Origin of the sequence: Phocaeicola salanitronis DSM 18170, from assembly GCF_000190575.1 — a bacterium.
Classification (GTDB): Bacteria; Bacteroidota; Bacteroidia; order Bacteroidales; family Bacteroidaceae; genus Phocaeicola; species Phocaeicola salanitronis.
The window spans coordinates 1650622-1676387 of the sequence record NC_015164.1; the positions used below are offsets into that span (position 1 = coordinate 1650622).

22 protein-coding genes and 2 tRNA genes are annotated in these 25766 nt (G+C 47.4%); 16 read left to right on the forward strand and 8 right to left on the reverse strand.

Features of this window, described 5'->3' with window-relative positions; translation table 11 throughout:
• The first annotated feature begins 20 nt into the window (after window positions 1–20).
• The 7 genes from BACSA_RS07350 to BACSA_RS07380 all read left to right on the forward strand — a co-directional run bounded on the left by BACSA_RS07350 (window position 21) and on the right by BACSA_RS07380 (window position 9850).
• Window positions 21–1172 carry a hypothetical protein gene (locus tag BACSA_RS07350; protein WP_013617479.1) on the forward strand — a complete coding sequence of 384 codons (1152 nt, stop codon included), beginning with the start codon at window positions 21–23 and terminating at the stop codon, window positions 1170–1172.
• A gap of 49 nt (window positions 1173–1221) precedes the next feature.
• Entirely contained in the window at window positions 1222–2571 is a 1350-nt protein-coding gene (locus BACSA_RS07355; RefSeq protein ID WP_013617480.1) for a fimbrillin family protein, read from the forward strand.
• Window positions 2568–4211, forward strand: coding sequence for a hypothetical protein (locus BACSA_RS07360; RefSeq protein ID WP_013617481.1), 1644 nt, complete (start codon window positions 2568–2570; stop codon window positions 4209–4211). The genes BACSA_RS07355 and BACSA_RS07360 overlap by 4 nt, the downstream gene beginning before the upstream one ends.
• Window positions 4212–4223: 12 nt before the next feature.
• Complete coding sequence (locus BACSA_RS07365; protein ID WP_013617482.1) at window positions 4224–6479, forward strand: fimbrillin family protein; 2256 nt, start codon at window positions 4224–4226, stop codon at window positions 6477–6479.
• Between the two features lie 21 nt (window positions 6480–6500).
• On the forward strand, window positions 6501–8045 hold the full coding sequence (locus tag BACSA_RS07370) for a hypothetical protein (RefSeq protein ID WP_013617483.1): 1545 nt from the start codon (window positions 6501–6503) through the stop codon (window positions 8043–8045).
• 421 nt (window positions 8046–8466) lie between these two features.
• The gene (locus BACSA_RS20140; RefSeq protein ID WP_169311441.1) at window positions 8467–8646 is read left to right on the forward strand and encodes a hypothetical protein; all 180 of its coding nucleotides are present in this window, start codon (window positions 8467–8469) and stop codon (window positions 8644–8646) included.
• A gap of 322 nt (window positions 8647–8968) precedes the next feature.
• Window positions 8969–9850: a DMT family transporter gene (locus BACSA_RS07380; RefSeq protein ID WP_013617484.1), complete on the forward strand. Its 882-nt coding sequence runs from the start codon at window positions 8969–8971 to the stop codon at window positions 9848–9850.
• On the opposite strand, the gene BACSA_RS07385 is transcribed toward BACSA_RS07380, so the two are convergent.
• From BACSA_RS07385 to BACSA_RS07395, 3 genes are read right to left on the reverse strand one after another with little or no spacing between them, the layout of a single operon-like run.
• The gene (locus tag BACSA_RS07385) at window positions 9832–11052 is read right to left on the reverse strand and encodes an anaerobic sulfatase-maturation protein (RefSeq protein WP_013617485.1); all 1221 of its coding nucleotides are present in this window, start codon (window positions 11050–11052) and stop codon (window positions 9832–9834) included. The two genes, BACSA_RS07380 and BACSA_RS07385, sit on opposite strands and share 19 nt — an antisense overlap.
• A 2-nt stretch (window positions 11053–11054) precedes the next feature.
• A complete protein-coding gene (locus BACSA_RS07390) occupies window positions 11055–12509 on the reverse strand; it encodes a glycoside hydrolase family 28 protein (protein WP_013617486.1) in 1455 nt (484 codons plus the stop codon).
• Between the two features lie 24 nt (window positions 12510–12533).
• A complete protein-coding gene (locus tag BACSA_RS07395) occupies window positions 12534–13931 on the reverse strand; it encodes a sulfatase-like hydrolase/transferase (RefSeq protein WP_013617487.1) in 1398 nt (465 codons plus the stop codon).
• Window positions 13932–14152: 221 nt separating this feature from the next.
• Here BACSA_RS07395 and folP point away from each other — a divergent pair, with 221 nt between their 5' ends.
• Both folP and cdaA read left to right on the forward strand, forming a co-directional pair.
• On the forward strand, window positions 14153–15007 hold the full coding sequence (gene folP, locus BACSA_RS07400; RefSeq protein ID WP_013617488.1) for a dihydropteroate synthase: 855 nt from the start codon (window positions 14153–14155) through the stop codon (window positions 15005–15007).
• An 11-nt stretch (window positions 15008–15018) separates the two neighbouring features.
• Window positions 15019–15795 (forward strand): diadenylate cyclase CdaA, encoded by a 777-nt coding sequence (cdaA, locus tag BACSA_RS07405; RefSeq protein WP_013617489.1) that lies wholly within the window; start codon window positions 15019–15021, stop codon window positions 15793–15795.
• A gap of 47 nt (window positions 15796–15842) precedes the next feature.
• On the opposite strand, the gene BACSA_RS19295 is transcribed toward cdaA, so the two are convergent.
• The 3 genes from BACSA_RS19295 to BACSA_RS07415 all read right to left on the reverse strand — a co-directional run bounded on the left by BACSA_RS19295 (window position 15843) and on the right by BACSA_RS07415 (window position 16708).
• Window positions 15843–16022, reverse strand: a complete 180-nt coding sequence (locus BACSA_RS19295) for a hypothetical protein (protein ID WP_169311442.1) — start codon at window positions 16020–16022, stop codon at window positions 15843–15845.
• 498 nt (window positions 16023–16520) lie between these two features.
• A tRNA-Gln gene (locus BACSA_RS07410) sits at window positions 16521–16591 on the reverse strand.
• Window positions 16592–16637: 46 nt separating this feature from the next.
• A tRNA-Gln gene (locus BACSA_RS07415) sits at window positions 16638–16708 on the reverse strand.
• A gap of 194 nt (window positions 16709–16902) precedes the next feature.
• On the opposite strand from BACSA_RS07415, the gene BACSA_RS20145 reads away from it, so the two are divergent.
• From BACSA_RS20145 to BACSA_RS07435, 4 genes are read left to right on the forward strand one after another with little or no spacing between them, the layout of a single operon-like run.
• A complete protein-coding gene (locus BACSA_RS20145; RefSeq protein WP_041583930.1) occupies window positions 16903–17109 on the forward strand; it encodes a hypothetical protein in 207 nt (68 codons plus the stop codon).
• Window positions 17110–17148: 39 nt separating this feature from the next.
• On the forward strand, window positions 17149–17508 hold the full coding sequence (gene rsfS / locus BACSA_RS07425) for a ribosome silencing factor (RefSeq protein ID WP_013617490.1): 360 nt from the start codon (window positions 17149–17151) through the stop codon (window positions 17506–17508).
• A 19-nt stretch (window positions 17509–17527) separates the two neighbouring features.
• Window positions 17528–19555 carry an ATP-dependent zinc metalloprotease FtsH gene (gene ftsH, locus BACSA_RS07430; RefSeq protein ID WP_013617491.1) on the forward strand — a complete coding sequence of 676 codons (2028 nt, stop codon included), beginning with the start codon at window positions 17528–17530 and terminating at the stop codon, window positions 19553–19555.
• Window positions 19545–20381, forward strand: a complete 837-nt coding sequence (locus BACSA_RS07435) for a phosphatidate cytidylyltransferase (protein ID WP_013617492.1) — start codon at window positions 19545–19547, stop codon at window positions 20379–20381. Before ftsH ends, BACSA_RS07435 begins: the two co-directional genes overlap by 11 nt.
• Window positions 20382–20764: 383 nt before the next feature.
• Here the strand turns inward: BACSA_RS07435 and lpxB are convergent, their stop codons facing one another.
• Window positions 20765–21916, reverse strand: a complete 1152-nt coding sequence (gene lpxB, locus BACSA_RS07440; protein ID WP_013617493.1) for a lipid-A-disaccharide synthase — start codon at window positions 21914–21916, stop codon at window positions 20765–20767.
• Window positions 21917–21919: 3 nt separating this feature from the next.
• Window positions 21920–22735 carry a 5'/3'-nucleotidase SurE gene (surE, locus tag BACSA_RS07445; protein WP_144005272.1) on the reverse strand — a complete coding sequence of 272 codons (816 nt, stop codon included), beginning with the start codon at window positions 22733–22735 and terminating at the stop codon, window positions 21920–21922.
• A 532-nt stretch (window positions 22736–23267) separates the two neighbouring features.
• On the opposite strand from surE, the gene BACSA_RS07450 reads away from it, so the two are divergent.
• Genes BACSA_RS07450 through BACSA_RS07460 form a run of 3 tightly spaced genes read left to right on the forward strand, consistent with a single transcriptional unit; the run spans window position 23268 to window position 25764 of the window.
• A complete protein-coding gene (locus BACSA_RS07450) occupies window positions 23268–24032 on the forward strand; it encodes a ParA family protein (protein ID WP_013617495.1) in 765 nt (254 codons plus the stop codon).
• Between the two features lie 27 nt (window positions 24033–24059).
• Entirely contained in the window at window positions 24060–24959 is a 900-nt protein-coding gene (locus BACSA_RS07455; protein WP_013617496.1) for a ParB/RepB/Spo0J family partition protein, read from the forward strand.
• 13 nt (window positions 24960–24972) lie between these two features.
• Window positions 24973–25764: a DUF5683 domain-containing protein gene (locus tag BACSA_RS07460; protein WP_013617497.1), complete on the forward strand. Its 792-nt coding sequence runs from the start codon at window positions 24973–24975 to the stop codon at window positions 25762–25764.
• The last annotated feature ends 2 nt before the right edge of the window (window positions 25765–25766 follow it).

The window sequence follows — 25766 nt, forward strand, 5'->3', positions numbered from 1 at the left end:
ACCCGTAAAAACTTGAACGTATGAAACAGAAATACATCCTACCGATATGCTTATTGCTTGCAGCTTGTTCTTCGGAAGAAGCGGTAAACAATCTGCCGGATCCCCAACCGACGGATACGGCTGTTTCTTTTTCGGCAAACATCCATAGTGCTATGTCACGGAGCGGTGACGACACCGAATTAGATATTGATGATTACCGTCACCAGCATTTCATCAAGGATAAAAGCCGGATCCGGATTGTGAATACGGTAAACTATTCCGTGCCCGGTTTTAACACTCCCGGCGAATACGAAGAATACGTCTATAAAGGAGAAGGCGATGAAAATGAAAATACTGATCCTTATCCAAACTTTGCACCTTATATAGAAGAGGACCCCACTAATGAAGGTTTCGATTGGAATGAAATAACCCCTACTGCCAACCACTTTATTTTCGAAGCGGTTTGCTATCCGTTAGGATATGAACCTTTCGATAAAGTGCAAGAGGACCAATCTACCATAGATAACTTATGGAAATCCGACCTCTTGTTGGCTTACCATTGGCAAGACTTGGACGAGCGCTACAAAATAGTGGAATTGCATTTCCGCCACGCTTTTGCCATGATAAAGGTAGAAGCGGATTTGCCTATTTCCATGATGCCACAAGACGCAGGCGGGTTTCCACGCAATGCCGTAACAAGCGTGAGACTGGTGAAAATACAACGAGGCTATGAGGTGGACTATACCTCTGCAGTAGACAACAACCGCTTACGCCCGGTACAAGCCACAGGGGAGGAGGAATCCATCGAAATGTATCAGATAGAAGGACCGGACGAGAATAATCCGAATACGCAAAGCTACACTTATTGTGGCATCCTTCCTGCCCAAGGCATAGAGAGCAGCGAAGATGGAAGACCTAAAGAACTGGTAGAATTCACGATCCTGACTTACCCCGGAGAACCCATTGAAGGGACTGACCAGTGGAAAGAACCCGTTGAGAAGACCTATTACTACGTGCCACAAGACAATTTTTCTTTGGTGCAAGAGCATATCACTACCCTCAAACTGACATACAACCACGAAGTACCCGAAATCATCCAAGTGGGTGCATCCATCGAAGAGTGGGGAAATTGGTATACCGGCATAGTACTGGAACCGGAAACGGAAACAACCCCTGCCGAACCCCAACCTTAAGCAAGGCAGGCAAGGATTACAAGACACATCAGATAGGAGATATATATTTATGAGACTGAATCAATTTGTTTTACCAATCGCCATAGGGCTGGCTCTTTCCGCCTGCTCCGAGAAAGACCCGGTTGTGCAAACACAAGCGGACAGCCAGCCTATTGCTCTTTCGGCATCCATTGATGAAGGAAGCCAAACGAGCACACGAGTAACATCCGGAACGATAGAGGAAGGCACTTACTATCTCTCCTTTGCCAATCAGAACAACCCTGACGAACTGAAATCCGTTCAAACATTGTTCGAAAACAGCATCGGATATCCGTGGGTGTACGAAGAAGCATCGGGAGAAGGGGGCAACCCGCAAAGCTATGCGCTCAACTGGAATAATGTCACCACACAGGGCAAGAGTGCGACTTTTTATTTAGATAACGTAAATACTGAAACAACCTCTCCGACCATCACGTTAGGAGAAGAGTATAAAGCCTCTGAATACGATGCCGAGGCAAATGAAAAGAATGACATCGTGTGGGATGTCGTGGAGAATGTACCTTATAATACCGAAAATATATCGTTTACCCTTACTCACCGGATGTCGAGAGTACGGGTAGAAATAGGATACGAAGGCGTGGAACCGCCAGCAGATCCTACATACACGGTTACTTTATCCGGTATAAAGACTACCCCAGCCGATTTCAACCGGACAACCGGTACCGTTACGCCAGATGATAATTCTACCGATACGATCACCTTGTTGGAGGAAGGGGTATTGACCGATGAGGGGTATACCCCCAGCTGGATACTTCCCCCTCAACAAGTGGCAGACAATCCGGAACTGATTGTTGTTGTACATGAAGGAAACGAAACCACAACCTACAAAGGGGTATTACCTGATTGGATGTTCCCTAACTCAGGCGATGGCAAGAATGAATTCGTAGGCGAACCTGTGAATTTGGAATTTGAAGCAGGAAAGCTGCTGACTATCCGTGTGCTTTTGGTTGAGGAGGTCGGCAAGCGTGAAATCCTGTTCCTACCTGCCGTAGTAGAAAACTGGGAGAACATTGGCGAATTAGGCCAAATCATCTCCCGCCAGTTAGGTATCTACGATGCAGATGATTGGGAAGAAGTGGTAGATGCGTATAATAAGAATTCATCAGAATCAAACGCTACCTTGAAGCGTTTCGGCACGTATAGTGGCGGCAAATGGACTATTTATGTCTTTGACTATATAGGTGATGCAGATGATACCTTTACGAGATTTAAAAACAATAATGCCCTTAACTTGAATTTATCCGGATATACAGTTTTCGGGAAGACTGCTTCAAACATAACGGATTTATTTGATGAATATACTTCTTCGGAAGATGAAGAAACACAAACCCCGACAGAAGGACAGGAGGAACAATCATGAGAAAGACCTTAACGAAATACGGACAACTTGCCTGCCTGCTCTCCTTTATCTATATAGGAGTAACAGGATGCACGAAAGAAGACAATGCGACGTGGGAACAAGACACTACGCAGAAAGTACGCATTACGGGATACATAGAAGATGCCGTAAACGTACAATCGCGTGCAGATGGAGACGTGGAAAAACAACCGGTAGACCAATTCGGATCATACATAGCCGGTGGCTTTAAAAAAGGACAACAAATCGGTTTATATTCTGTGCATAATAACGATGGAGGAACACCGGGATTCTCGAACGAATGCCTGACTTATACTTCAACAGGTAATGAAAATGGATACCAGACATTCTCCAGCGAGAACTTGGATCCCGATAAAGCAGCCTATTGGGGACAGGTATTTGCCTATTATCCCTACAATGCGGAAAACACTCCCGCTAAAAATGAAGAAGACGACATAGCCATCTATGACGAGAGCGGAAATGTTATCGACCTGCTGATAGCCTATAGCCCCGGACCAAGCGGAGGAGTGCTGAATTTCGGTTTCGAGCATGCCTTTTCCATGCTGTTTATCATTCCGGATGAAGATGGATTTAGCCAAGCTATTACAAAGAATGGGAACGGCATCACCGTTGTTTTGAAAGAAGGAGTAGAAAAGGTAACCGTCAATAACGGGCGGACAGACATTACTTCTACGAGTTCAACCGCTGATATCCACACCCGCTTTACCGCTAAAATCAACATCGACGAACTAAAAGCAGACATGCCTGCAAACTCATTCTTTTATGTCCTTCTTCCCAATGGAGTTGAAATAGACCATATCGAACTGATTGATGATTTCGGCAGAATGCAATATGTCTATCCATCAGAAACACTTACCATGCAAAGAAGCAAGCGCCACTTTGTCCGCCTCCAGATGACGAACGACAAGCCTACAATCTGGCCGTGGAAGTTTACTGAATGGAATAACGTAGAGGTCGAAGTAGATGATAATCCGGGCATTTATACAACCGAAGACTTGGCTACATGGATAGCCACTTACAACAGTTATTGCCAAGAAACGAATCCTGATCCGGAAGGAACCCATGGAACAGTACTGGACAATTATGGAGATTACGGAATAACCACCGAAGGCAAGTGGACGTTCTTTTTACGTAACGACATCGACTGCACAGGATTTACATTCTCTTCGTATATCACCACTTTTGGCGATGTATTGGACGGACTGAATCACACAATTTCCCATGTAACATTAAGTGGAGAAACTCCCGGCTTTATCGGTACATTGACGGAAGGAGGCATGCTGCAACGCATCAAACTGGAAGATGTCGACATCCAAGCCAGAGAAACTGATGTACCAATCGGTGCATTTGCCAACCAAATGAACGGAGGAACGATAACCACCTGCACCTTGGACGGATTCAACATCGAAGCCCAAGAACCTGTAGGAGCTATCGTAGGAACAGCAACAGGCGGCTCGATTACGAACAATACATATAAAAGCGGAACCCTGACAGGTACAGTGTCTGAAGAAAACCGTATCGTAGGAACAATAAGCGAAGGAGTAACTCTTACGGGAAACCGGTATGCCGATGTATTGTTCCGCCCGATAAGCAATAATGATGAAACCAACGAAACCGAATAAACCCTGTACACCATGAACAAATATATAACCATCTTCTGTATCGCACTGGCTTCCTGTCTGGGTGCTTGCCAAGACGATTGGGGAGCAGACAACGGTACCGCTCAACGGAATCCCGAAGAAGGACTGCCCGTTACTTTCACTACTGCATCCTTGCCCCCGATGAAGAGCGAAGGCGATGTCACTTCACGGGCAAACGATGTGTATAAGCAAACATTCGAGGACGGAGAACGCCTTCATGTATCTGCCACCTTCACGTTGCTGGGGACAGACGGAGAAGCGGATGTAAATCAGACCGTCAGCAAATATACACAGCTGCAATACGATAAGGAAAACGATGAATGGCAAGCAACGGAAGGCATTACATGGCCCTACAATGCAGCCTATGCTACCTTTACTGCTTATTACATAAACGACTCCGAAGGCTTGCTATTACCCACAGACCCCAAGATCGTAGAGCTGGAAGATGTAACAGACACAACCGACCCGCTCAAAGCCGTGGCAAAAGAGGTGCCATACGGCAATGCCGTGCGTTTGGAGTTCGAACATCTGTGCGCCAAGCTGACTTTGACCAATCTGTCGAGCGATGCCATTGAGTTTTGGGCAAAGACCGATGAAGAAAACAGTGCAGCTCCTATTAATAACCAATTCCAACTGCTGCTTACACGAGATGAAGCAAGAAACGAAACAATCTCTGAAGAAAATCAATTTACCTCTACGGGAGAAAACGCGCACATCGCAGCCCAACGGACTGAAGATAATAGCCTGACCTTTTATTTAGCACCGGGCAATTATTACGGTATGAAACTGAACTACCGTTACGACCGTCCTTACCGTGGACTGAACATCGAAGGATTAAGTGACTTGAAAGCCGGCACATCGTATGTCATCGACTTTACCCAACATAGCGGAAGCATCGTCATCGAAGACGATGACAACGGAGAAGAAGATCCGGAGAAAAATCCGGATCCCATAGAAATGACCGATGTAGATATTGATGCATTTCTGGAAGCCATCTGTGAGGGTTCAATATATGAACAAGACGGTCAAATCATACTTGAAGCCGACGGAGAAGGAGGAACAACCCTACTTACCAACGTGGATTTTCAAGGGAGCTCCTTTACGGGAAGAGACTTGCCTGCCACCGCTTCCTTCGACGGAAACGGACACTACATACAGAATGTGGCAAGACCCTTATTTGACGACCTGAGCGGAAAAATAGCCAACTTAGGCATCTACAATGAGGAAGACATCACTATTACAGAGAATGAAGACCCGGAAACAAACGCGAATGCAGTAGGAGTCATTGCGCGTACATGTAATCTTGCCTCCTCAGACACCCCCAACATAGACAACGTGCGCTTGAGCGGCATTGTCATCTCCGTAACGCCTCCACAGGATGACAACCTCATACTCAATGTCGGGGCAGCTGTCGGGAATTGCCAAGGTTGGGTGAACAACATCCGCTTTGCCGGAGACATCAAAGTGGAAGTGGCAACCAAAGACCACGAGAGAGAAATCGGAACGGTAAACGTAGGCGGAGTAATCGGACAGCTTACCGCAACGGGACATCTCAGCCAAGTATCACGCATGGAAGAAGATGCTCCGGGCACTCTTACTGTTATCAGTGCCTGTCCTAACAGAACCAATGACCGAAATACCGGAGGACTGGTAGGATTGTCGAACGGACGTATCGAAGACTGTACCCTAAGCAATGCCACAATAGACGCTTCGGAAACCCAAGGCACCATGGTCTATACCGGAGGGCTGGCAGGCATGGCACGAGGCGTACAAGGATCGCACGAAACGACTACCAACGGTATCTTCCGTTGCAAGTTTGACGGAATCATCAAGTGCGGCCTTGCTTACTCTGAAGAACACGGAGACGACAGTGCCGAAGGACATGCATACGCCGGAGGTGCTGTAGGGTATGCTTATTGGGCAGACGGTATCGAGGGGAATGAAATATCCGGCACTTTATACGAGCCAAGCGATGATTCAGCAACAGATGGATTCGAGCCTTATGAAAACTCCATTTATGCCACCGGAGGACTGTTCGGACAAGCCTTTGAGTCGCCTACTTCCAATAACACGACATGGATAAACTTTGACAATGTCTACGAAGGCACAAGCCCGAATTATTACAAAGGAAAGATAGCCGGAAGAGCAGATGCAAATTCTACCGATGCCTCCAACCAAAGCTATACACCGGGAAATTTGCAAAACATTGGCAGCGTAATTACCGCTGGAGATCTTCCGGGAGAAAACTAACCCTAAAAGCACAAGAAGACAATGAAACAGTTTCATCACATCAAACGATATGCCGCTATTCTTCTGATGCTGGCTGCCATGGGAGCCTGCACCGAAGAGGAACAAGGCAATACGCCGCTTGCTCCGGCGGAAGAGGACATTACGTTCCTTGGCTCGGTAAAAGAGACGAAGGGAATAGCCACCCGTAGTGAAGACTATATCATCATCAACGGACAAGATGACGGTTACGGAGAGATGGATTTCTATATCTACCAACAAATAGACAGCGAAACACCCACAATCCAAATTTACAATCCAAGTGGCGGCGACCAAGGCAGATTAGAAACCCAAAGTGAAAGAGAGCCGTTGAAATGGAAAAGCACCACAGCCAGCCACCTGTTTTATGCCTGGACACAACCGAATGTAACAGATGAGACAACTCAAGATGTGACAGGCGGTGTAAAAATGGATGAAGTAACAGGAAATACTTATCCTACTACAGGTACGGTTATCTTCGGAACAGAAGAAAAAACGAAGCTGGATCATTTCATCGTGACCAAACAAGGTCCGCTTACTTACGATGAAAACAACCAATACGTAGGTTTGCACTTCTATCATCCGGTAAGTAAAATTGTTATCGACAATATTATCCACTTCCGGCAAATCGATGAATCTACAGAACCCATAAAGAAATGTACCTTGACCTTTCCCAATCTGTACAAACAGGCTACATTTACTGCCACCAAGGCAACAGATGAAAACAATGCGTACAGTGAAGTATTGGACGCTGTAGAAAATGAAAAGGGAATCACGTGGGAATGGAGAGAAGATGATCCTCAGACCTATTTGTATGTCCTTCCGTTTGATTTCGAAGGCAATGAAGGAACTCCTTACTACGAACAACCGGGATACTTCATTGTCAATGCGGATGTGATGATCAGCGGCAAGGAAACAAACTTAAGCTATACAGGAACATTAGTGGGATCTGACCCCGACATTACAGGAGTGAAAGGAAACCAAGAACTGCACATCAGCATGCAAATAACAGACGGTGTAGGCACAGGTATCGGTTCGCGCATCAATGAGTGGACAGATGATAAAGAAATAGATATTCCCCAGCACCGTGTCCCAGGCATCTATACCCAAGCCGATGCCCAAGCCTTGCTGGAAGGTTTGCAAAGTGACCCTGTGAATATTCCGCCCTACCTGATAGATACAGAAGGAAACACCCAAACCATCCGCTTCTTCACCCATGTAGATTGGAGTAAAGCAACAGGGAACATCACCATTCCCGAAGGTTATATCCTGGATGGTCAAGGCTATAAGCTGACGTTACCGAAAGACGTGAATCTCTATGGAGTTAAGGGAGAAGGAGAAGATGAAGCAGGAAACATAAAGAATCTGTATGTCAATGGGAATGGGAATGAGTATGAGTTTGAGGAAAAGCCGGAACCTGAGCAACCCGACGAAGGAACAGGAGAAGATGGAAATGAAGACGGAACAGGAGGAACGGGCAATCCGGATGCAGGAACAACGCCTGAAACTCCGGAAACCGAAGTCCCCGCAGAAGATACCGCTAATACATAAACTAAATCTTAAAATCTCTATCAATAGTGGGAAGCGTCCCACACACATTTTACTTAAATTAGTAATCTATAAGGAGCCGGTCCGCAGTGATGCGCACCGGCTCCGCCCTTATCGTAAAACAGCATTTTGAAGCAACCAAGCCCCTCCACAAACGAACATAAGCGACTCAGCCAATTCACTTATGTGAAACAGCCCACTTACTTAGAAACTGTTTTGAATTTCTCCAAAAAGTTTTATTACAAAATTTGAATATCCGCAAACATCCCATGTAGGGGCGTATCGTATACGCCCTGAAGACATCCACGTGGATTAGTTGACGTATTCGGGCGTATGCGATACGCCCCTACAAGGCAATTGGGTGAAATGCGGATATTCAAATTACAAAATCGGATTTTAGAAGCTGTTTTGAATTTATCGTGCGATGATTTGGGATGAGTTTTTGAGGCATTTCCGCTTCTGTGATGAGGAAGATAGCGGGCTATCTGACGAAGAACAGGAGCGAAAAGGACCAAAAAATCGCCCAAAGCACACACGAAAACGGATACATCAAGCCAAGAAAAACTTTTTGGAGAAATTCAAAACAGCTTCTTACAATTCTTGAAGTTCTACAACACCCTCATAACAAGAAAAGTGACAAGCTAAAAGTAGCCAAGTCTTCCTACAAAGCCAGACGCATCCGCAGTTTTAACCTGCCAAAACTGTAGTTTTTCCGTGACAAAACCATAGTTTCAACATAGGGAAACTACCTGAAACTCCCGCTTGGCAAGTAAACGAGATGTAGCTTATCGCTCCATGACAGCTATATCGCAATGCATCGCAAAGAATCATCCCCATAAAAACTCCGGTTTTCATTCAGAATATGTAACTTTGCACGCACAAAAAACACCCACGAACTCAAAAACTTAAAAACTCAAAGACTCACCATGAAAACTGCCTTGCGTTCACATACGTGGTTCTACCATGTGCTTGCCATCCTGACCGTCATGATATGGGGGACCACTTTCGTTTCTACCAAAATATTGATTAACTCCGGACTCTCGCCGGTAGAAATCCTGTTTTACCGTTTCGCGCTGGCATATATCTGCCTGCTCCTGGTTTCCCATAAACGGTTTATAGCCCGGTCGTGGAAAGACGAAGGGCTCCTGATGCTGTCGGGACTGTGCGGAGGGTCGCTGTACTTCATCGCCGAAAACACGGCGTTGGGGATTACGCTCGCCTCGAATGTCTCGCTGCTCATCTGCACCGCCCCTATCTTCACCCTGTTCCTGTCAAGGCTCTTCTATAAGGAACGCCTGCGCCGGAAAGTGCTCTATGGCTCTCTCATCGCTTTAATCGGAGTGAGCATGGTGGTGCTGAACGGAAGCCTTGTCTTGAAAATCAATCCGTTGGGAGACTTCCTGACACTGATTGCCGCTATCTTCTGGGCATTGTATTGCCTGATATTAAAGCAGCTGGGAGGAAGATATTCTACCCTGTTCGTTACCCGGAAAGTATTCTTTTACGGACTGGTTTCGCTGCTGGCTTATCTCTGCTTTTTCCCGACAGACTTCGCACTTCCGTTATTGCACAAGCCCGTCGTCTACCTGAACCTGCTCTTCCTGGGCATTGTGGCTTCCATGCTTTGCTACATGGTATGGAACGCTGCCGTACAGGTGTTGGGAGCATCGCGGACGGCAAACTACATCTACATCAACCCTTTGGTCACACTCCTGACTTCCGCCCTGTTCTTATCCGAAACGCTCACTCCCGTCTCGCTGCTCGGCACGGCATGCATCATCGGCGGGGTCTACATGGCAGAAAGGTGAGCCATGATATTGGCAGGAGGGCGTTGCGCCAACAATTCGTTTTTCATAAAATCCATATACGGCGCAACATGGGCGAAGAACTGGTAATAGCCTTTGCACAGGTAATTCAAGCCGGGCTCGCCGTCTTTTGTCGTGCAAAAACGATTCTTGGGGCACTCCCCGTTACAGGCAAAAAGATAGGGGCACTGCCGGCACTGGCCCGGTAAAGACGCACGCTTTGCCTCGCCGAAGCGCCTCTGCCGTTCGCCATACATCATCCCGACCAATGAGTCCGAATAAATGTTGCCCAACTTATACTGAGGAAAGACAAAATGGTCGCATGCATACACATCGCCGTTGAACTCCATCACTCCGGCTTGCCCGCAGACAGGAGCCAAGGTACAGACACCGGGCTGCTCGCCCACCCAATTTGCCAAGGTCGCATCGAATAGCTGAATGAAATAGCTCCCGACATCTTTCCGTACCCACTCATCGAAGAGCGTGCAGAGGAAATCCCCCCATTGCCCGGGCAATACGGAAAAACTCGCCAACCCTTCACTATTGCCTTCGTCCACCGCTGCCAGATGCCTTCCGTCGGCATGAGGGAGAATCCGTTCGACCACCGGAGCGAACTGGATATAACGGCATGCTATCTGCTTGAAAAAATGATAGAACTCCAACGGCGCATCGGCATTCAAGCGGTTTACGACCGCCATGGCATTCCATTCTACATTGTATTTATTCAACAGCTCGATGCCTTTCATCACCTGCGCAAAAGAAGGCGCTCCCCGACGGTTCTTCCGATACGCATCGTGATACTTCTGAGGCCCGTCAATCGAAACGCCTACCAGCCAATGGTTATCGTGGAAGAAGCGGCACCATTCATCGGTCAGCAGCGTGCCGTTGGTCTGGATGCAATTGTCTATCATCCGCCCGTTCGCGTATTTGCGCTGCAAGTCCATTGCCTTCTGATAAAAGGAAAGCGGACGCATCAGCGTTTCTCCCCCATGCCACGTAAACAAGACTTGAGGAACCGTTTGCGAAAGGATGTATTCCTCCACGAACTTGTCCAACAATTCATCGCTCATCACCGAAGCCGGGTGATGCGGATAAAGTTTCGACTTCTCCAAGTAATAGCAATAATCACACGCCAGGTTACACAAAGCTCCGGCAGGCTTTGCCATGATATAAAGCGGACGGGAAAAAGGTGCAAACACAGCCATACTTATTCGTATCTAATTCCGGCACGGAAGCCGAGGTTATCTTTATCGGACAAAGGCTTTTCTTCCGCCTCCAGGCGGATATCCTCCAGGCAAAAGTTCTCGCTGAACGCGACTTGCCCCGCTTTCTTCGCCTCGATGTCATGCTTATACAGATAGAAGTCCCGGATACGCAAATCCGCATCACGCCCTTTCGCATCGATATAGACCGTTGCATTTTTCACCGAAATGTGGCTCATATACACCGACCGGAAATGCGGATAGCCTTTTTCCTTGGGAACGACCGGAGCCAGCATCACCTTCCAATGCTCGGGGATTTCCTTGCCTTCATATTCTTCGGGCAATTTGGAATAACTATACGAAGGATTCCAGTTCAGGTCTGCCACCAATACGTTTTTCACGTCTTCCCCCTTGCAACGGGTCACATAAATGTGCTCAACCGTTCCTCCACGATTCATCGCCGACTTCAAGCGCAACATCGTCGAAGTGCCTTTCGACTCCAAATCGTATGCCAGCACGTTCCGGATGCCTCCCGATGTCTCGCTTCCGATTGTTACCAGCCCGCCGCCTTTCGCCGCTATACAATTCCGGATAACCACCCGCTCGGTAGGACGGTTCACCCGAAGCCCGTCGGCATCGCGCCCGGCTTTCAGGCAGATATTATCATCATTGCAATCGATATACGCATTCTCAATCAGGATATCCGATGAAGAATCCACATCGATGCCGTCCGTACTGGGTCCATGCCCGCCTAAATTGTTGTTTATCCGTATGCCGTCTACCGTGCAATGCCCGGAATACACCAGCTGGCATCCCCAGAATCCGGTACGCAACAAGGTAAAGCCTTTCAGCGTAACGTCTTTGCTCTGGCTCACCACAATGCCCCGGATGCGTTTGGCATCGTAGTCTACAATCCAACGCAAGCCACGCTTGACGTAGTCTTTCCTCATCGTCCAGTATTTGTCCCAGCAGAACTTTCCCCGGCAATCGATGGTTCCTTCTCCGGTCAATGCCGCGTTCTGCACCCCTTCGAAGTTGATGACTCCCGCGGGCCATTGCATCTCTATCCCTGCAATCCGTGTCATACGCTCGGGATAATCGCCAAAGTCTTCACTGGCGATAAGCACCGCACCTTTCTCTAAACGGAGGTTCACTCCTCCTTTTATAAACAAGGCACCCGTGCGGTAATATCCTTTCTTTATTGCAACGATGCCTCCACCGGCACGGCTGCATGCATCCACCGCACGCTGAATGGCTTCGGTGCTCAACTTCGTCGTGTCTTGCTCCAAGCCGAAATCTTCCGCATTAAAGACACGCCCCTCGGGAAAGGTTCTGGCACCTACCCCTTCTGCCCAAGACAAATCGGGCTTATGCGGCCCGAAATCGAACGGGTTCTCACCTTTTGCCGGAAACAAGGCAAAGATGAAACCAACCAAAAATATCCATACCTGTCTGTTCATAACTGTATCCGATTAATTAAGACACTACTCTCCCGGCAAGGGCCAGTTGGGAGACGGGACATGCATTTCCTTCATCGCCCGCTCAAACTCTGCGACCTTTTCCGGATATTTCTCCGCCAAATCATTCGATTCCGTAATGTCATCTTTGATGTTATACAATTCCAAAGGACCATTCGTGACCGTAACCGCTTTCCAATCCCCATAGCGCGCCGCACGTTGCTTTCCGGGAAACTCCCAATACAACAAACGGTGGCCGGTATCCATCTGTTCTCCAAAGAATAAAGGGGTAATGTCAATCCCGTTCAGCCTGGAAGGCAATTTACCGGAAGCTCCTGCAAGGCGGGCAAGCGTGGGCATTACATCCGGAAAATAAATGAGGTTATCCAAGGTCTGTACCGGAACCTTTCCGCGCCAGTTCACAATAAAAGGCACCCGGATGCCTCCTTCATACAATTGTCCTTTACGCCCACGGAAGACTCCGTTGCATCCCAACTGCTGTAAAGGAGCCTGAACGGCACCTCCATTATCGGACGCAAAAATGATAAGGGTATTTTCACGCAAGTGCAGACGCTCCAATTCGTCCAGCAAGCGTCCGATAGCCTGGTCCATGTGCGTGACCAGCGAGGCATACCGTTTGGTATTCATGCTCCATTCGCGCGCATCATACCAATGCGTGTCATCAATGTGGTAAGGCTCGTGAGGCGCATCATACGCCAAGTAAAGGAAAAACGGATTCTCCCGGTTCCTGCGGATGAAATCAATCGCATTCCGGGTAGACAAGTCCGTGTTATGGATGCCGTGCTTCCCGTCGGCATTAGCCTGGATATTCACCAGCTCCTCATTCTCGAAACGCCAATAAGGATAATAATAAGGGTCGTTGGAATAAGCCGTACTAATCAGCCAGCCGTAAAACTCGTCAAACCCACGGTTCAACGGAGTCGCTTCCGGATTGAAGCCGTCCAAATGCCATTTGTTTACCAGACAGGTACGGTATCCTGCTGCCGAAAGCACCGTAGCGATGGTGGTATCGTTCGGAAGCAGGTGCATTCTCCGTATCGTTGCCTTGCCCTTCTTCCCTTCGATTCCTCCTGCCTTGCAGAAATTATCCCGGATGGTCGTATTTCCCGTATTCCTTCCCGTCATCAACGCACAACGTGAAGGAGAACTGATGCCCGAACCTGCATAACATTGTGTAAAACGGGTTCCCGATGTTGCCAGCTTGTCGATATTCGGGGTCTCTATATACCGGCTTCCGTAACAAGACAAGTCGGCATACCCCATATCATCCGCCAAGATAAAGATAATATTCGGCTTCTCCGGATGAGACACCCCCGCCTGCCCTGCATCGGCAGAAGCATCGGCGGGAGGCAAGAAAAAGAAAGACGCCAATGTCCCCCACCCTAAAACCATCTTATTTTTCATACGTTTGATTCTTGTTGAGTTTACGCACAAAAGTAATGATTTATTTGAATATAATCAAAGTCCGGAACGCATATATTACCGCCGGGCTTCGCATATAGGTGCGTAAGGCAACGCATATAGGTGCAATATCCTGCCGGCATTTCTCAAAATTTTGGCTCCAGTATTGCCGAATACAAATTATTGTGCGTACATTTGCGCATGAAAACAAAAGAGAAGCATACATGATAAAGCAAATAAACGCAAACGGAAAACTGATAGACCTGTCGCGTCCGCAGGTAATGGGCATACTGAACATAACTCCCGACTCGTTTTATGCCGGAAGCCGCAAGCAAAGCGAAGCAGAGGTTGTGGCACGCATTCATCAAATCGCCGATGAGGGAGGAAGCATCATCGACATCGGCGCTTACTCTTCGCGCCCGAATGCGGCAGAAGTCAGCACAGATGAAGAAATGCGACGCTTACGCTTCGGGCTGGACATCATCCGGCGCGAGCTTCCTCATGCGACCGTATCGGTAGACACCTTTCGGGCAGACGTGGCACGAATGTGCGTAGAAGAATACGGAGCAGCCCTCATCAACGACATCTCGGCGGGCGAAATGGACAAGCACATGTTTGAGACCATCGCGCATCTGGGCGTACCTTATATTATCATGCACATGCAGGGCACTCCCCAAACCATGCAGGAGCATCCCCATTACGATAACGTGCTGAAAGAAGTGTTAAGCTACTTTTCAGAGAAAGTGCAACGCCTCTGCGACTTAGGCGTAAAAGACATCATCCTCGATCCCGGATTCGGATTCGGCAAGACACTGGAGCACAACTATGCCTTGCTAAACCAGCTGGAAGAATTCAGTATCTTCGGGCTTCCCGTTCTGGTAGGAGTCTCACGCAAGTCAATGATTTATAAATTACTGGACTGCACGCCGGAAGACGCGCTGAACGGAACCATTGCCGTACATGCCATCGCCCTGACAAAAGGTGCCGACATCTTGCGGGTACACGATGTAAAAGCGGCTTCGGAAACCGTACAGATTGTAGAAGCCATGCGATTGCAAGCCACCTCAACCAACCTTTAACCCCATACGCCATGCCATTCAGCTTTACCCTGCTTACCCTTAAGGATGTAATCGATATCCTGCTTGTCGCCTTTCTGCTCTATAAGACGTACAAGCTGATGAAATCTTCGGGATCCATCAATGTATTTACCGGCATCCTGATTTTCATCGTGATTTGGGTCATTGTTTCGCAAGTGCTCCAAATGCGTTTATTAGGTTCTATCTTCGACAAGTTGGTCAGTGTAGGAGTCATCGCCCTCATCGTCTTGTTTCAGGACGAAATCCGCCACTTCCTCCTTTCGTTAGGCTCACGCCACCGGACAAGCAGCCTGTTCCGCTTCTTCAAAGGGAACCAGAAAGGCGAAAGAGGCAAAGAAGACATCATGCCGATTGTAATGGCATGCCTGAACATGAGCAAGGGGAAAGTAGGGGCACTGATTGTCATGGAACGCGACTTTCCCCTGGACGACATTGCCCGGACAGGAGACATCATCGATGCCAACATCAACCAACGCCTGATTGAAAACATTTTCTTCAAGAACAGCCCGCTACACGACGGCGCCATGATTATCAGCCACAAACGAATCAAAGCCGCCGGATGCATCCTGCCGGTATCGCACAACCTGAATATCCCTAAAGAACTGGGCTTGAGGCACCGTGCCGCCTTAGGCATTTCTCAAGAGACAGACGCTATGGCCATCATCGTTTCGGAAGAAACCGGAGGCATCTCCATCGCCTATCAGGGAGAATTCCACCTGCGCCTAAGCCCCGAAGAGTTGGAGCGCATGCTCACCGATTCCATCCAATAATCAGTACGATGCATCCGCCCAAATGACATTTATGCTTCTCCATACCCTTACAGGGATTTAGAAGCTGTTTTGAATTTCTCCAAAAAGTTTTTCTTGGCTTGATGTATCCGTTTTCGTGTGTGCTTTGGGCGATTTTTTTGTCCTTTCCGCTCCTGTTCTTCGTCAGATAGCCCGCTATCTTCCTCATCACAGAAGCAAAAATGCCTCAAAAACTCATCCCAAATCATCGCACGATAAATTCAAAACAGCTTCTGAATAGCGAAGCGCATCTTTGCCGTTTGGGTTTTCTGCCAAATTGGCAGGTTATTTCATTCATGTAACTCCATGCGCCTTGCTTTTTTGACGCAAATCAAGAAATGGGCATTTCCCTTTATTTTCAGTTATAAGAAAGAAGGATTTCAAACAAAAGGCATTATTTTTGTGTTATAGAACATAGAACTAAGGTAAAAAGACGAACTAAAGTAAAAGTACTAACTAAACTAGAAAGGGTAACAAAATGAAAAAGCAAGTAAAAAACTTCCTGAAGGAAATCAAAAAGAATTTGGAATGGAGTGCAAATGCCATTTACGGGCACTACGGGAGATAAACAGGATGATACTTAGTGTGTGTAATATTGCAAATAACTAAACTAGAAAAAGAGTGCATTGCGTCAAGGCAACGGCACTCTTTTTTTATGCCTTATACAATAAAAAACATCTGCCATGACAGGCAGATGTCCAAAGAAGTTGGGCTACTCGGATTCGAACCAAGAAAAACAGGACCAGAATCTGTTGTGTTACCATTACACCATAGCCCAAACGAAGCGTCATCCTCTCCTTGAGGACAACTCGTTTTTAAGGAAGTTGGGCTACTCGGATTCGAACCAAGAAAAACAGGACCAGAATCTGTTGTGTTACCATTACACCATAGCCCAAAATCACTTATCAATACCGGATTCCGGTTTTGACGGTGCAAAGGTACAACTTTTCCACAACATAGCAAGCGTTTGAAGGAGTTTTTTCAAAAAAAACACAAAAGATTTGAGAATTAAGGTCTAATCTTTTCGTGATATACAGAAAAGCGAGTATATTTGCCACTCCTAAGAAACTGTTTTGAATTTATCGTGCGATGATTTGGGATGAGTTTTTGAGGCATTTCCGCTTGTGTGATGAGGAAGATAGCGGGCTATCTGACGAAGAACAGGAGCGGAAAGGACCAAAAAATCACCCAAAGCACACACGAAAACGGAAACATCAAGACAAGAAAAACTTTTTGGAGAAATTCAAAACAGTTTCTAACTCTTTATTCTTAATAAGAGCAGGGGAAAGAAAGTAAGAAAATGATTATAATTCAAAAAACAAGAAATAACGCAGAATGAACGAAACAAAAACATTAGTAGAAAAAATAACTGAAGGCATTCAAGAAAAGAAAGGCAAAAACATTATTATAGCTGACTTAACCGGCATCGAAGATACGATTTGCAAGTTTTTTATCATTTGTCAGGGAAACTCTCCCAGCCAAATCTTAGCCATTACAGACTCTGTAAGAGATTACGTAAAAAAGACAACGGGCGAAAAAGTCTATGCCATAGACGGTTTACGCAATGCCCAATGGGTAGCTATGGACTATGGAAACATCATGGTACATATCTTCTTGCCGGAAGCACGTGCGCACTATAATCTGGAAACCCTTTGGGCGGATGCCAAATTAACCGCAATACCAGATCTTGACTAACTTTTCATTCTAAATCATCATGGACGGAAATAACACCAATAATACGAATAACTTCAACAACCCTAACAATAACAAGCCGAAAATCAATGTGCCACGCCCCAATCTGACGTGGCTGTACGTGGTCATTGCGTTGGCGTTAGGCTTTCTTTACTTATCAAGCGATGAAGGCAGCGCAAGTAAAGAAATCACATATACCGAATTCAAAGAAATGGTAAGCAAAGGATATGCCAGCAAAATCATTGCTTACGATGACAATACCGTAGAAATGTTCATCAAGCCCGAACACATTGTAGACGTTTTCAAACAAGACGCTCAAAAGGTCGGCAAAAGCCCTGCAGTACATGTGCAGGTAGGTTCCATGGAGTCATTGGACAAATTTATGGACGAGGAACAAACCAATGGACATTTTACCGGCTCTATCAGCTACGAGAAACGGAATAACTACTTCGGCATGATATTCTGGAACATTTTCCCGTTCCTGCTTTTGATAGCAATTTGGATTTATGCCATGCGCCGCATGGGAGGAGCTGCCGGTCCGGGCGGAACCGGAGGCGTATTCAGCGTAGGCAAAAGCAAAGCACAATTATTTGAAAAGGGAGCCAACCGCATCACGTTCAAGGATGTAGCCGGACAAGCCGCAGCCAAGCAAGAGGTGCAAGAAATCGTAGACTTCCTGAAAGATCCTGAGAAGTACACCAAACTGGGAGGAAAAATCCCGAAAGGCGCGTTGCTGATAGGTCCTCCGGGAACTGGCAAGACCCTGCTTGCCAAAGCTGTAGCAGGCGAAGCCGACGTACCTTTCTTCTCCATATCAGGTTCCGACTTCGTAGAAATGTTTGTAGGCGTAGGCGCATCACGCGTACGTGACCTGTTCCGTCAAGCCAAAGAGAAAGCGCCTTGCATTATCTTCATTGATGAAATAGATGCCGTAGGGCGTGCACGCGGGAAGAATCCCAGCATGGGAGGAAACGATGAACGCGAAAACACCTTGAACCAATTGCTGACTGAAATGGACGGCTTCGGTTCGAATAGCGGTGTCATTATCCTAGCTGCGACCAACCGGGTAGACATCTTGGATAAAGCACTGTTGCGTGCCGGACGTTTTGACCGGCAAATCTATGTAGACCTGCCCGACCTGAACGAACGGAAAGAAGTTTTCGGCGTGCATTTGCGCCCGCTTAAATTGGACAGCACCGTAGACGTAGACCTGCTGGCAAGACAAACTCCCGGATTCAGCGGAGCCGACATTGCCAACGTATGCAACGAAGCTGCCTTGATAGCTGCCCGCCATTCGAAAGAATCGGTCGGCAAAGACGACTTCCTGGCTGCCATTGACCGTATCGTAGGAGGTTTGGAAAAGAAAACCAAGGTAATGACCGCAGCCGAGAAACGTGCCATAGCTCTGCACGAAGCCGGACATGCCACGGTTTCCTGGCTTTTGGAGCATGCCAACCCGCTGATTAAGGTGACCATCGTGCCGCGCGGACGTGCATTGGGAGCGGCATGGTATCTGCCTGAGGAACGCCAGCTCACCACAAAAGAGCAAATGCTGGACGAAATGTGTGCCACCCTTGGCGGACGTGCCGCAGAAGAACTTTTTGTAGGACATATATCTACCGGAGCGATGAACGACCTGGAGCGTGTAACCAAGCAAGCTTACGGCATGATAGCCTACGCCGGTATGAGCGACAAACTTCCGAACCTTTGCTATTATAGCAACGATGAATTTGCATTCAACAAGCCGTATAGCGAACATACCGCTGAAATCATCGACCAAGAAGTTCAGAAGATGATTAACGAGCAATATGTCCGTGCTAAAGAGCTGTTGCAACACCATCAGGAAGGCCACAACCAGTTGGCACAACTGTTGATAGAACGTGAGGTTATCTTTGCAGAAGATGTAGAAAAGATTTTCGGCAAACGCCCATGGGCTTCCCGTTCGGAAGAAATCATGGCAGAAGAGAGCAAGCCTCAACTTCCGGCAGAAGAGCCAAAGGCACTTCCCGAGAATACACAACAGAAAGAAGACGAACACCATGAAGAATAACTTTTTACAACGGACTATCACCGGCGTTATTTTCGTAGCCGCATTAGTGGGATGTATTTTAGGCGGACCTATCTCGTTCACCATCCTGTTCGCTATCGTCAGTGCATTGACCATCCGTGAATTCGGCAATCTGGTCAATGCCACAGGCAAAGTGCAAATGCATACATCCATATCTATGCTGGCAGGTGTCTTCCTGTTCTTATGTTTCGGATACATCGGAGTGGTACCGGGAAGCAACGAAATTTTCATCCCCTACTTATTCTTAATCATGTATCTATTCATCAGCGAATTGTACAAAAAGCAAAAGGACCCGATTAACAACTGGGCATACGCCATGATGAGCCAAGTCTACATCGGGTTATCGTTTGCCCTGCTGAACGTGCTTGCTTACCATACAAGCGCAGCCACCAGCACTTCACAATACAATCCGATATTGCCTTTATCCATTTTCATCTTTACCTGGATAAATGATACCGGAGCTTATTGTACGGGAATGCTTTTCGGCAAACACCGCTTGTTTGAGCGTATCTCGCCCAAGAAATCATGGGAGGGTTCCATCGGCGGAGCTGTATGCTGCATGGTTGCAGCCGTTATCCTTGCACAATACTTCGCTTTCCTGAATGTATACGAATGGATAGGGCTGGGATTGACCATCGTGGTCTTCGGCACATGGGGAGACCTGACCGAATCGCTTTTCAAGCGCACTTTGGGAATCAAAGACTCCGGAAACATCTTGCCGGGACATGGAGGCATGTTGGACCGTTTCGACAGCACCCTCATGGCAATACCGGCATCTGTGGTTTACCTGTATATCTTGAGTCTGTGACATTCCCAACACAGATTACACAGATTTAAAATGAACTCATTCATCCTTTTATCTGCGGGCACGCACGCATATAGTTGCACAAGCCCGCAGAAGTATATGCGTAAGGCTGTGCATATACCTCTGCAGCGTTACAATTGTTACAATTACAGTTAAATGAAATCGTTTTTTTCATGTAAACGCAAGGGCACAAGGATAGAGCGAGTGCTTCATTAAAAATTATATATTATATATATTATAATATATATAATATATAATTTTATAGTCAATGTTTCATCTTCTTTTCTTCTCTTCTGGAAAACCAATTTCATTTAACTGTAATTGTAACAATTGTAACGGGGGGGATAATAGCTGTGGTCTGTGTGCCAGAATACAAGCCGAAAATATCACGCATATAATTTCTTCTTGTATGCTTCCAATGCCTCCAGCATGTGCCGGGCAGCCCTTTCGGAAGCTCCGGCTTCTCCCAAAACCTGTATCAAAGTTTCGTAATCCGCCAACATCCGTTCACGTTCCTTCCCCCCCGGCAATATCTGCGCGAGTTCACGCTTCACCGCACGGACGCTCATATCTCCGGCAACCAGCTCGGTGACAACTTCTTTCCCCGCTATCAGATTGACCAACGATACGAAAGGAACTTTCAAAACCAACCGGCGTAAAAGAGAAACCAGCTTACCGGCTGCCGTATAATAACATACGACTTGAGGCACACGGAACAGAGCGGTTTCGAGCGTAGCCGTACCGGAAGTGACCAAGGCTGCAGCAGCATGCGACAAAAGCCGGTACGTCTCACCAAAGACAATCTCGGTATCCGCATCAATGTACTGATGGTAAAAATCCGGTTCAATCCCCGGAGCGCCCGCCACTACGAACTGATAATCAGGGAAACTCCGCGCCGCCTGAATCATCAATTGCAAGTTATCCTTTATCTCCTGCTTCCGGCTTCCGGCAAGCAAAGCCACAACCGGCTTTTTCCCCCAATGATGCGCACTTACAAAATCATCGAAAGTTTCTTTAAAGCTTTTCCGGAAAGCATCTACAGCATCCACACACGGATTGCCCACATAATGGACCGGATAACCGTGTTTCCGGTAAAACTCCACCTCAAACGGCAAGATAGAGAACAACGCGTCCACATCGCGCTTGATATTCTTGATACGGTACTCCTTCCATGCCCAGATTTTCGGAGAGATATAATAGAATACGGGAATTTGCGTATGAAGCTTGATGTATTGGGCTATTTTCAGATTGAATCCCGGATAGTCTACCAGAATCAGGACATCCGGATTCCAAGCCTCTACATCGTTCTTACAAAAATCCATATTGCGAAGAATGGTCCGCAAATGCAAAAGGACGGGTACAAACCCCATATATGCCAAGGACTTATAATGCCTTACACACACGCCTCCTACCTTTGCCATCAGGTCTCCCCCGAAGAAACGGAACTCCGCTTCCGGGTCTTCCCTGCGCAACGCACGCATCAGATTGGATGCATGCAAGTCTCCCGACGCTTCTCCTACAATCAGATAATACTTCATACGTCACACATTAAAGTTCCACGTTTTCAGTTCACGCATCACCGCATACGCCGTCACATCCACTTGTGTAGGCGTAACCGCTACATAATTATGCTCCAACGCCCAATGGTCCGTATCTTCCGCATTCGGTTCCAGATTACGGTATTCGCCGGTAAGCCAATAATAATTCCCTCCCCGCGGATGGTCGGCTTTCACAAACTCACGTGTCCACACGCCATGTGTCTGGCGGCAAATCAATACCCCCTCCAAGTCGGGCGTATCCGGAAAGTTGACATTCAGGCAAATCCCTTCGGGAAGCCCTTTTTCCAATGTCTCTTCCACAATGCGGCGCACGTAGGGCAAGACCGGCGAGAAATCGGCGTCCGCCTGATGATTGCACAACGAAAAGCCGATAGACGGAATGCCCTTCAAGCATCCTTCAATCACCACTCCCATTGTTCCCGAATAATGCACGTTCACCGATGAGTTGTCGCCATGGTTGATTCCGCCGACCACCAAATCCGGAACGGCAGGCACAATGGCATGCAACGCCAGTTTCACACAATCCACCGGCGTGCCCGAACATTTATAGACGGAAAGCCCGCTTTCTTGCTGAAGCAATGCGTAACGCACCGGATAAGCAGAAGTAATCGCGCCGGCAGACCCCGAGCGGGGACCGTCGGGCGCCACGACTATCAAGTCGCCCACCGGACGCAAGGCACGTATCAGTTCATGTATTCCCTTTGCATTCACGCCGTCATCGTTCGACAGAAGCAAAAGAGGTCTTTTTTTGTCATACTCCTTATTATATTTATATTCCCAAATAGCCTTTGATAACATGCAGGCGTTCACGGCGGCAAACGCGGGCAGCTGCGATGGCAAACGCAAGCATTCACGATGGCGCATGCAGCCGCCTGCGTTTGCCATCGTGAACGCCTGCATATCCCAACGTGCCTGCAAAGTTACAATAAATTCGGAAATGTACGAATGCGGGCATGATTATCCGTTAATTTAACACAAGTACTTAGAGTCTGTTTAAATTTTGCTCAGGTTAATTTTGCGAATTGTTTTCGAGGATGTTTTTCTGATTTTATGAGGAGGATAGCGGGCTATCTGACGAATAAAATCGGGAAAACAGACCGGAAACAAACGCAAAAGAACCTGATAAAATATTACTTTATTGGAAAATTTAAACAGGCTCTTATTATTCTTCCCAAACCAAGCCGGATTATTAAACAGAAATCGCTATCTTTGCCCAGCGAAGTTATTAACAAAAGCAACGAGTTATCAACAGTTTTGCAAAATGTAGTATTTTTGCGATACGCTATCTCGCCAATTATTTGTTACTTCGCAATCAGATAAACTGATTAATATGGGAAAAATTATTGCAATAGCCAACCAAAAAGGAGGAGTAGGCAAAACTACAACCACCATAAACCTGGCTGCATCATTGGCTACACTCGAAAAGAAAGTACTGGTAATCGACGCTGACCCGCAGGCAAATGCGTCATCAGGGCTGGGAGTTGACCTGAAAGAAATAGACTGCTCCATTTACGAATGCCTGATTAACCAAAACGACATACGGGAAGCCATTTACACGACCGATATTGACGGACTGGACATCATTCCTTCTCACATTGACCTCGTAGGGGCAGAAATCGAAATGCTGAACCTGGACAACCGCGAGAAGATTATGAAAAAGGCGCTGGCGCCGATGGTGAACGAATACGACTACATCCTGATAGACTGTTCTCCTTCGCTCGGGCTTATTACCATCAACGCCCTGACCGCAGCCGATTCGGTGATTATCCCGGTGCAATGCGAATATTTTGCATTGGAAGGCATCAGCAAACTGCTGAACACCATACGGATTATCAAGACCAAGCTGAACCCTTCGCTGGAAATAGAAGGGTTCCTGCTGACCATGTTCGACTCTCGCCTGCGTTTGGCAAACCAAATATACGACGAGGTGAAACGCCATTTCCAGGAACTGGTATTCAAAACCATTATCCAACGGAATGTGAAACTAAGCGAAGCTCCAAGCCATGGAATCCCAGCCATCTTATACGATGCCGATTCGACCGGAGCGAAAAACCATTTGGCGTTAGCCAATGAAATAATCAACAAAAACAAATAAAAGAGTTGTCATTAGGCTGAATTAAATATGGCTGTACAAAAGAAATTTGCATTAGGAAGAGGGTTAGACGCATTGATTTCCACGAACGAGGAAATCAAGACGTCCGGCTCGTCTTCCATCAACGAAATAGAGCTGAGCAAGATATCGGTGAACCCGAACCAGCCACGGCGCGAGTTCGACCCGATTGCCTTGCAGGAGCTTGCCGATTCCATTGCCGAAATCGGCATCATCCAACCCATTACATTACGCCAGATGAGCGAAGACGCCTATCAAATCATTGCGGGCGAACGGCGTTACCGCGCCGCGATACAAGCAGGGCTGCAGACGATTCCCGCCTATATCCGTACGGCAGACGACGAAAATGTAATGGAAATGGCATTGATAGAAAACATCCAGCGCGAAGACCTGAACTCGCTGGAAATCGCACTTGCCTACCAGCACTTAATCGAACAATACGGGCTGACACAAGAACGGCTGAGCGACCGGGTAGGGAAAAAACGTGCCACCATTGCCAATTACCTGCGCCTGCTTAAACTGCCTGCACAAATCCAGGTCGCCTTGAAAAACAAGGAAATCGACATGGGCCATGCGCGCGCCTTACTGGCGTTGGATGACCCGAAAACGCAAATCCGCATATTCAACGAAATCATTTCGCAAGGCTACTCCGTACGGAAGGTAGAAGAGATTGTAAAAGCTCTTTCCGCAGGCGAAAGCGTCGAGTCGGGCGGGAAAAAGATTGTCCCGAAAGGCTCGAAGCTATCCGAAGAATATGCCCTGCTGCAAAACCATCTGTGTTCTTTCTTCGGCACAAAAGTGCAGCTTTCGTGCAGCAACAAGGGAAAAGGGAAAATCAGCATCCCGTTCAATAACGAAGCCGATTTGGAACGAATCATGGAAATTCTGGATTCGCTACAACCTAAAGCATAAAAACGGACCTATTTTGGAAAAGAAGACATTGACATACTGGCTGTTTCCTGTATTCCTGTTCTGCTTCCTGTTCGGGGCATGTACGGATGTGCATGCGCAACGCGCCCGCAAGCACCGCGAAGGACTGCTGAAAGCCGATTCCATCCGGGCACAACACGTGGCAGACAGCCTGGCATTGCTTGACACGCTCAGCGTACCCAAACGGATTACAGACTTGGAAGCTCCGGTAGACACCGCATTGCTTGCAAGACAAAACGACTCCATCCAACAGCAAATGCCGAAGATGGAGATAAAAAAGAAAAAATGGACACCCATTCCAAACAATGCCATCTGGCTATCGCTGGCAATTCCGGGAGCGGGGCAAATCTATAACCACAAGTATTGGAAACTGCCCATCATCTACGGCGGATTCGTGGGATGTATCTATGCCCTGACATGGAACGGGCAGATGTACAGCGACTATTCGCAAGCGTACCAAGACATCATGAGCGATGACCCCACCAGGGACAGCTACATGGAGATGATGCCTGCCGGCTGGACACAAGAAGATGTGCTTGCTCAAGCAAGCCGTTGGCAAGATACCTTCAGAAGACGAAAAGACCTGTACCGCCGGCAACGCGACCTGAGTATCTTCGCCTTTATCGGCGTGTACCTGCTCTCGGTGATTGACGCGTATGTAGATGCCGAGTTATCCAACTTCGACATCTCCAACGATTTGAGTATGGAATGGCAACCAGCTATATTTAACGATGCACGTTGCGGACTGCCCCAAGGCATTGGCGTGCAATGCAACATTAAATTTTAAAA

Bases quoted from the DNA above. Each gene is read 5' to 3' on its own strand.
- BACSA_RS07350 (WP_013617479.1), top strand. From the start codon at position 21: ATGAAACAGAAATACATCCTACCGATATGCTTATTGCTTGCAGCTTGT.
- BACSA_RS07355 (WP_013617480.1), top strand. From the start codon at position 1,222: ATGAGACTGAATCAATTTGTTTTACCAATCGCCATAGGGCTGGCTCTT.
- BACSA_RS07360 (WP_013617481.1), top strand. From the start codon at position 2,568: ATGAGAAAGACCTTAACGAAATACGGACAACTTGCCTGCCTGCTCTCC.
- BACSA_RS07365 (WP_013617482.1), top strand. From the start codon at position 4,224: ATGAACAAATATATAACCATCTTCTGTATCGCACTGGCTTCCTGTCTG.
- BACSA_RS07370 (WP_013617483.1), top strand. From the start codon at position 6,501: ATGAAACAGTTTCATCACATCAAACGATATGCCGCTATTCTTCTGATG.
- BACSA_RS20140 (WP_169311441.1), top strand. From the start codon at position 8,467: ATGATTTGGGATGAGTTTTTGAGGCATTTCCGCTTCTGTGATGAGGAA.
- BACSA_RS07380 (WP_013617484.1), top strand. From the start codon at position 8,969: ATGAAAACTGCCTTGCGTTCACATACGTGGTTCTACCATGTGCTTGCC.
- BACSA_RS07385 (WP_013617485.1), bottom strand. From the start codon at position 11,052: ATGGCTGTGTTTGCACCTTTTTCCCGTCCGCTTTATATCATGGCAAAG.
- BACSA_RS07390 (WP_013617486.1), bottom strand. From the start codon at position 12,509: ATGAACAGACAGGTATGGATATTTTTGGTTGGTTTCATCTTTGCCTTG.
- BACSA_RS07395 (WP_013617487.1), bottom strand. From the start codon at position 13,931: ATGAAAAATAAGATGGTTTTAGGGTGGGGGACATTGGCGTCTTTCTTT.
- folP (WP_013617488.1), top strand. From the start codon at position 14,153: ATGATAAAGCAAATAAACGCAAACGGAAAACTGATAGACCTGTCGCGT.
- cdaA (WP_013617489.1), top strand. From the start codon at position 15,019: ATGCCATTCAGCTTTACCCTGCTTACCCTTAAGGATGTAATCGATATC.
- BACSA_RS19295 (WP_169311442.1), bottom strand. From the start codon at position 16,022: ATGATTTGGGATGAGTTTTTGAGGCATTTTTGCTTCTGTGATGAGGAA.
- BACSA_RS20145 (WP_041583930.1), top strand. From the start codon at position 16,903: ATGATTTGGGATGAGTTTTTGAGGCATTTCCGCTTGTGTGATGAGGAA.
- rsfS (WP_013617490.1), top strand. From the start codon at position 17,149: ATGAACGAAACAAAAACATTAGTAGAAAAAATAACTGAAGGCATTCAA.
- ftsH (WP_013617491.1), top strand. From the start codon at position 17,528: ATGGACGGAAATAACACCAATAATACGAATAACTTCAACAACCCTAAC.
- BACSA_RS07435 (WP_013617492.1), top strand. From the start codon at position 19,545: ATGAAGAATAACTTTTTACAACGGACTATCACCGGCGTTATTTTCGTA.
- lpxB (WP_013617493.1), bottom strand. From the start codon at position 21,916: ATGAAGTATTATCTGATTGTAGGAGAAGCGTCGGGAGACTTGCATGCA.
- surE (WP_144005272.1), bottom strand. From the start codon at position 22,735: ATGTTATCAAAGGCTATTTGGGAATATAAATATAATAAGGAGTATGAC.
- BACSA_RS07450 (WP_013617495.1), top strand. From the start codon at position 23,268: ATGGGAAAAATTATTGCAATAGCCAACCAAAAAGGAGGAGTAGGCAAA.
- BACSA_RS07455 (WP_013617496.1), top strand. From the start codon at position 24,060: ATGGCTGTACAAAAGAAATTTGCATTAGGAAGAGGGTTAGACGCATTG.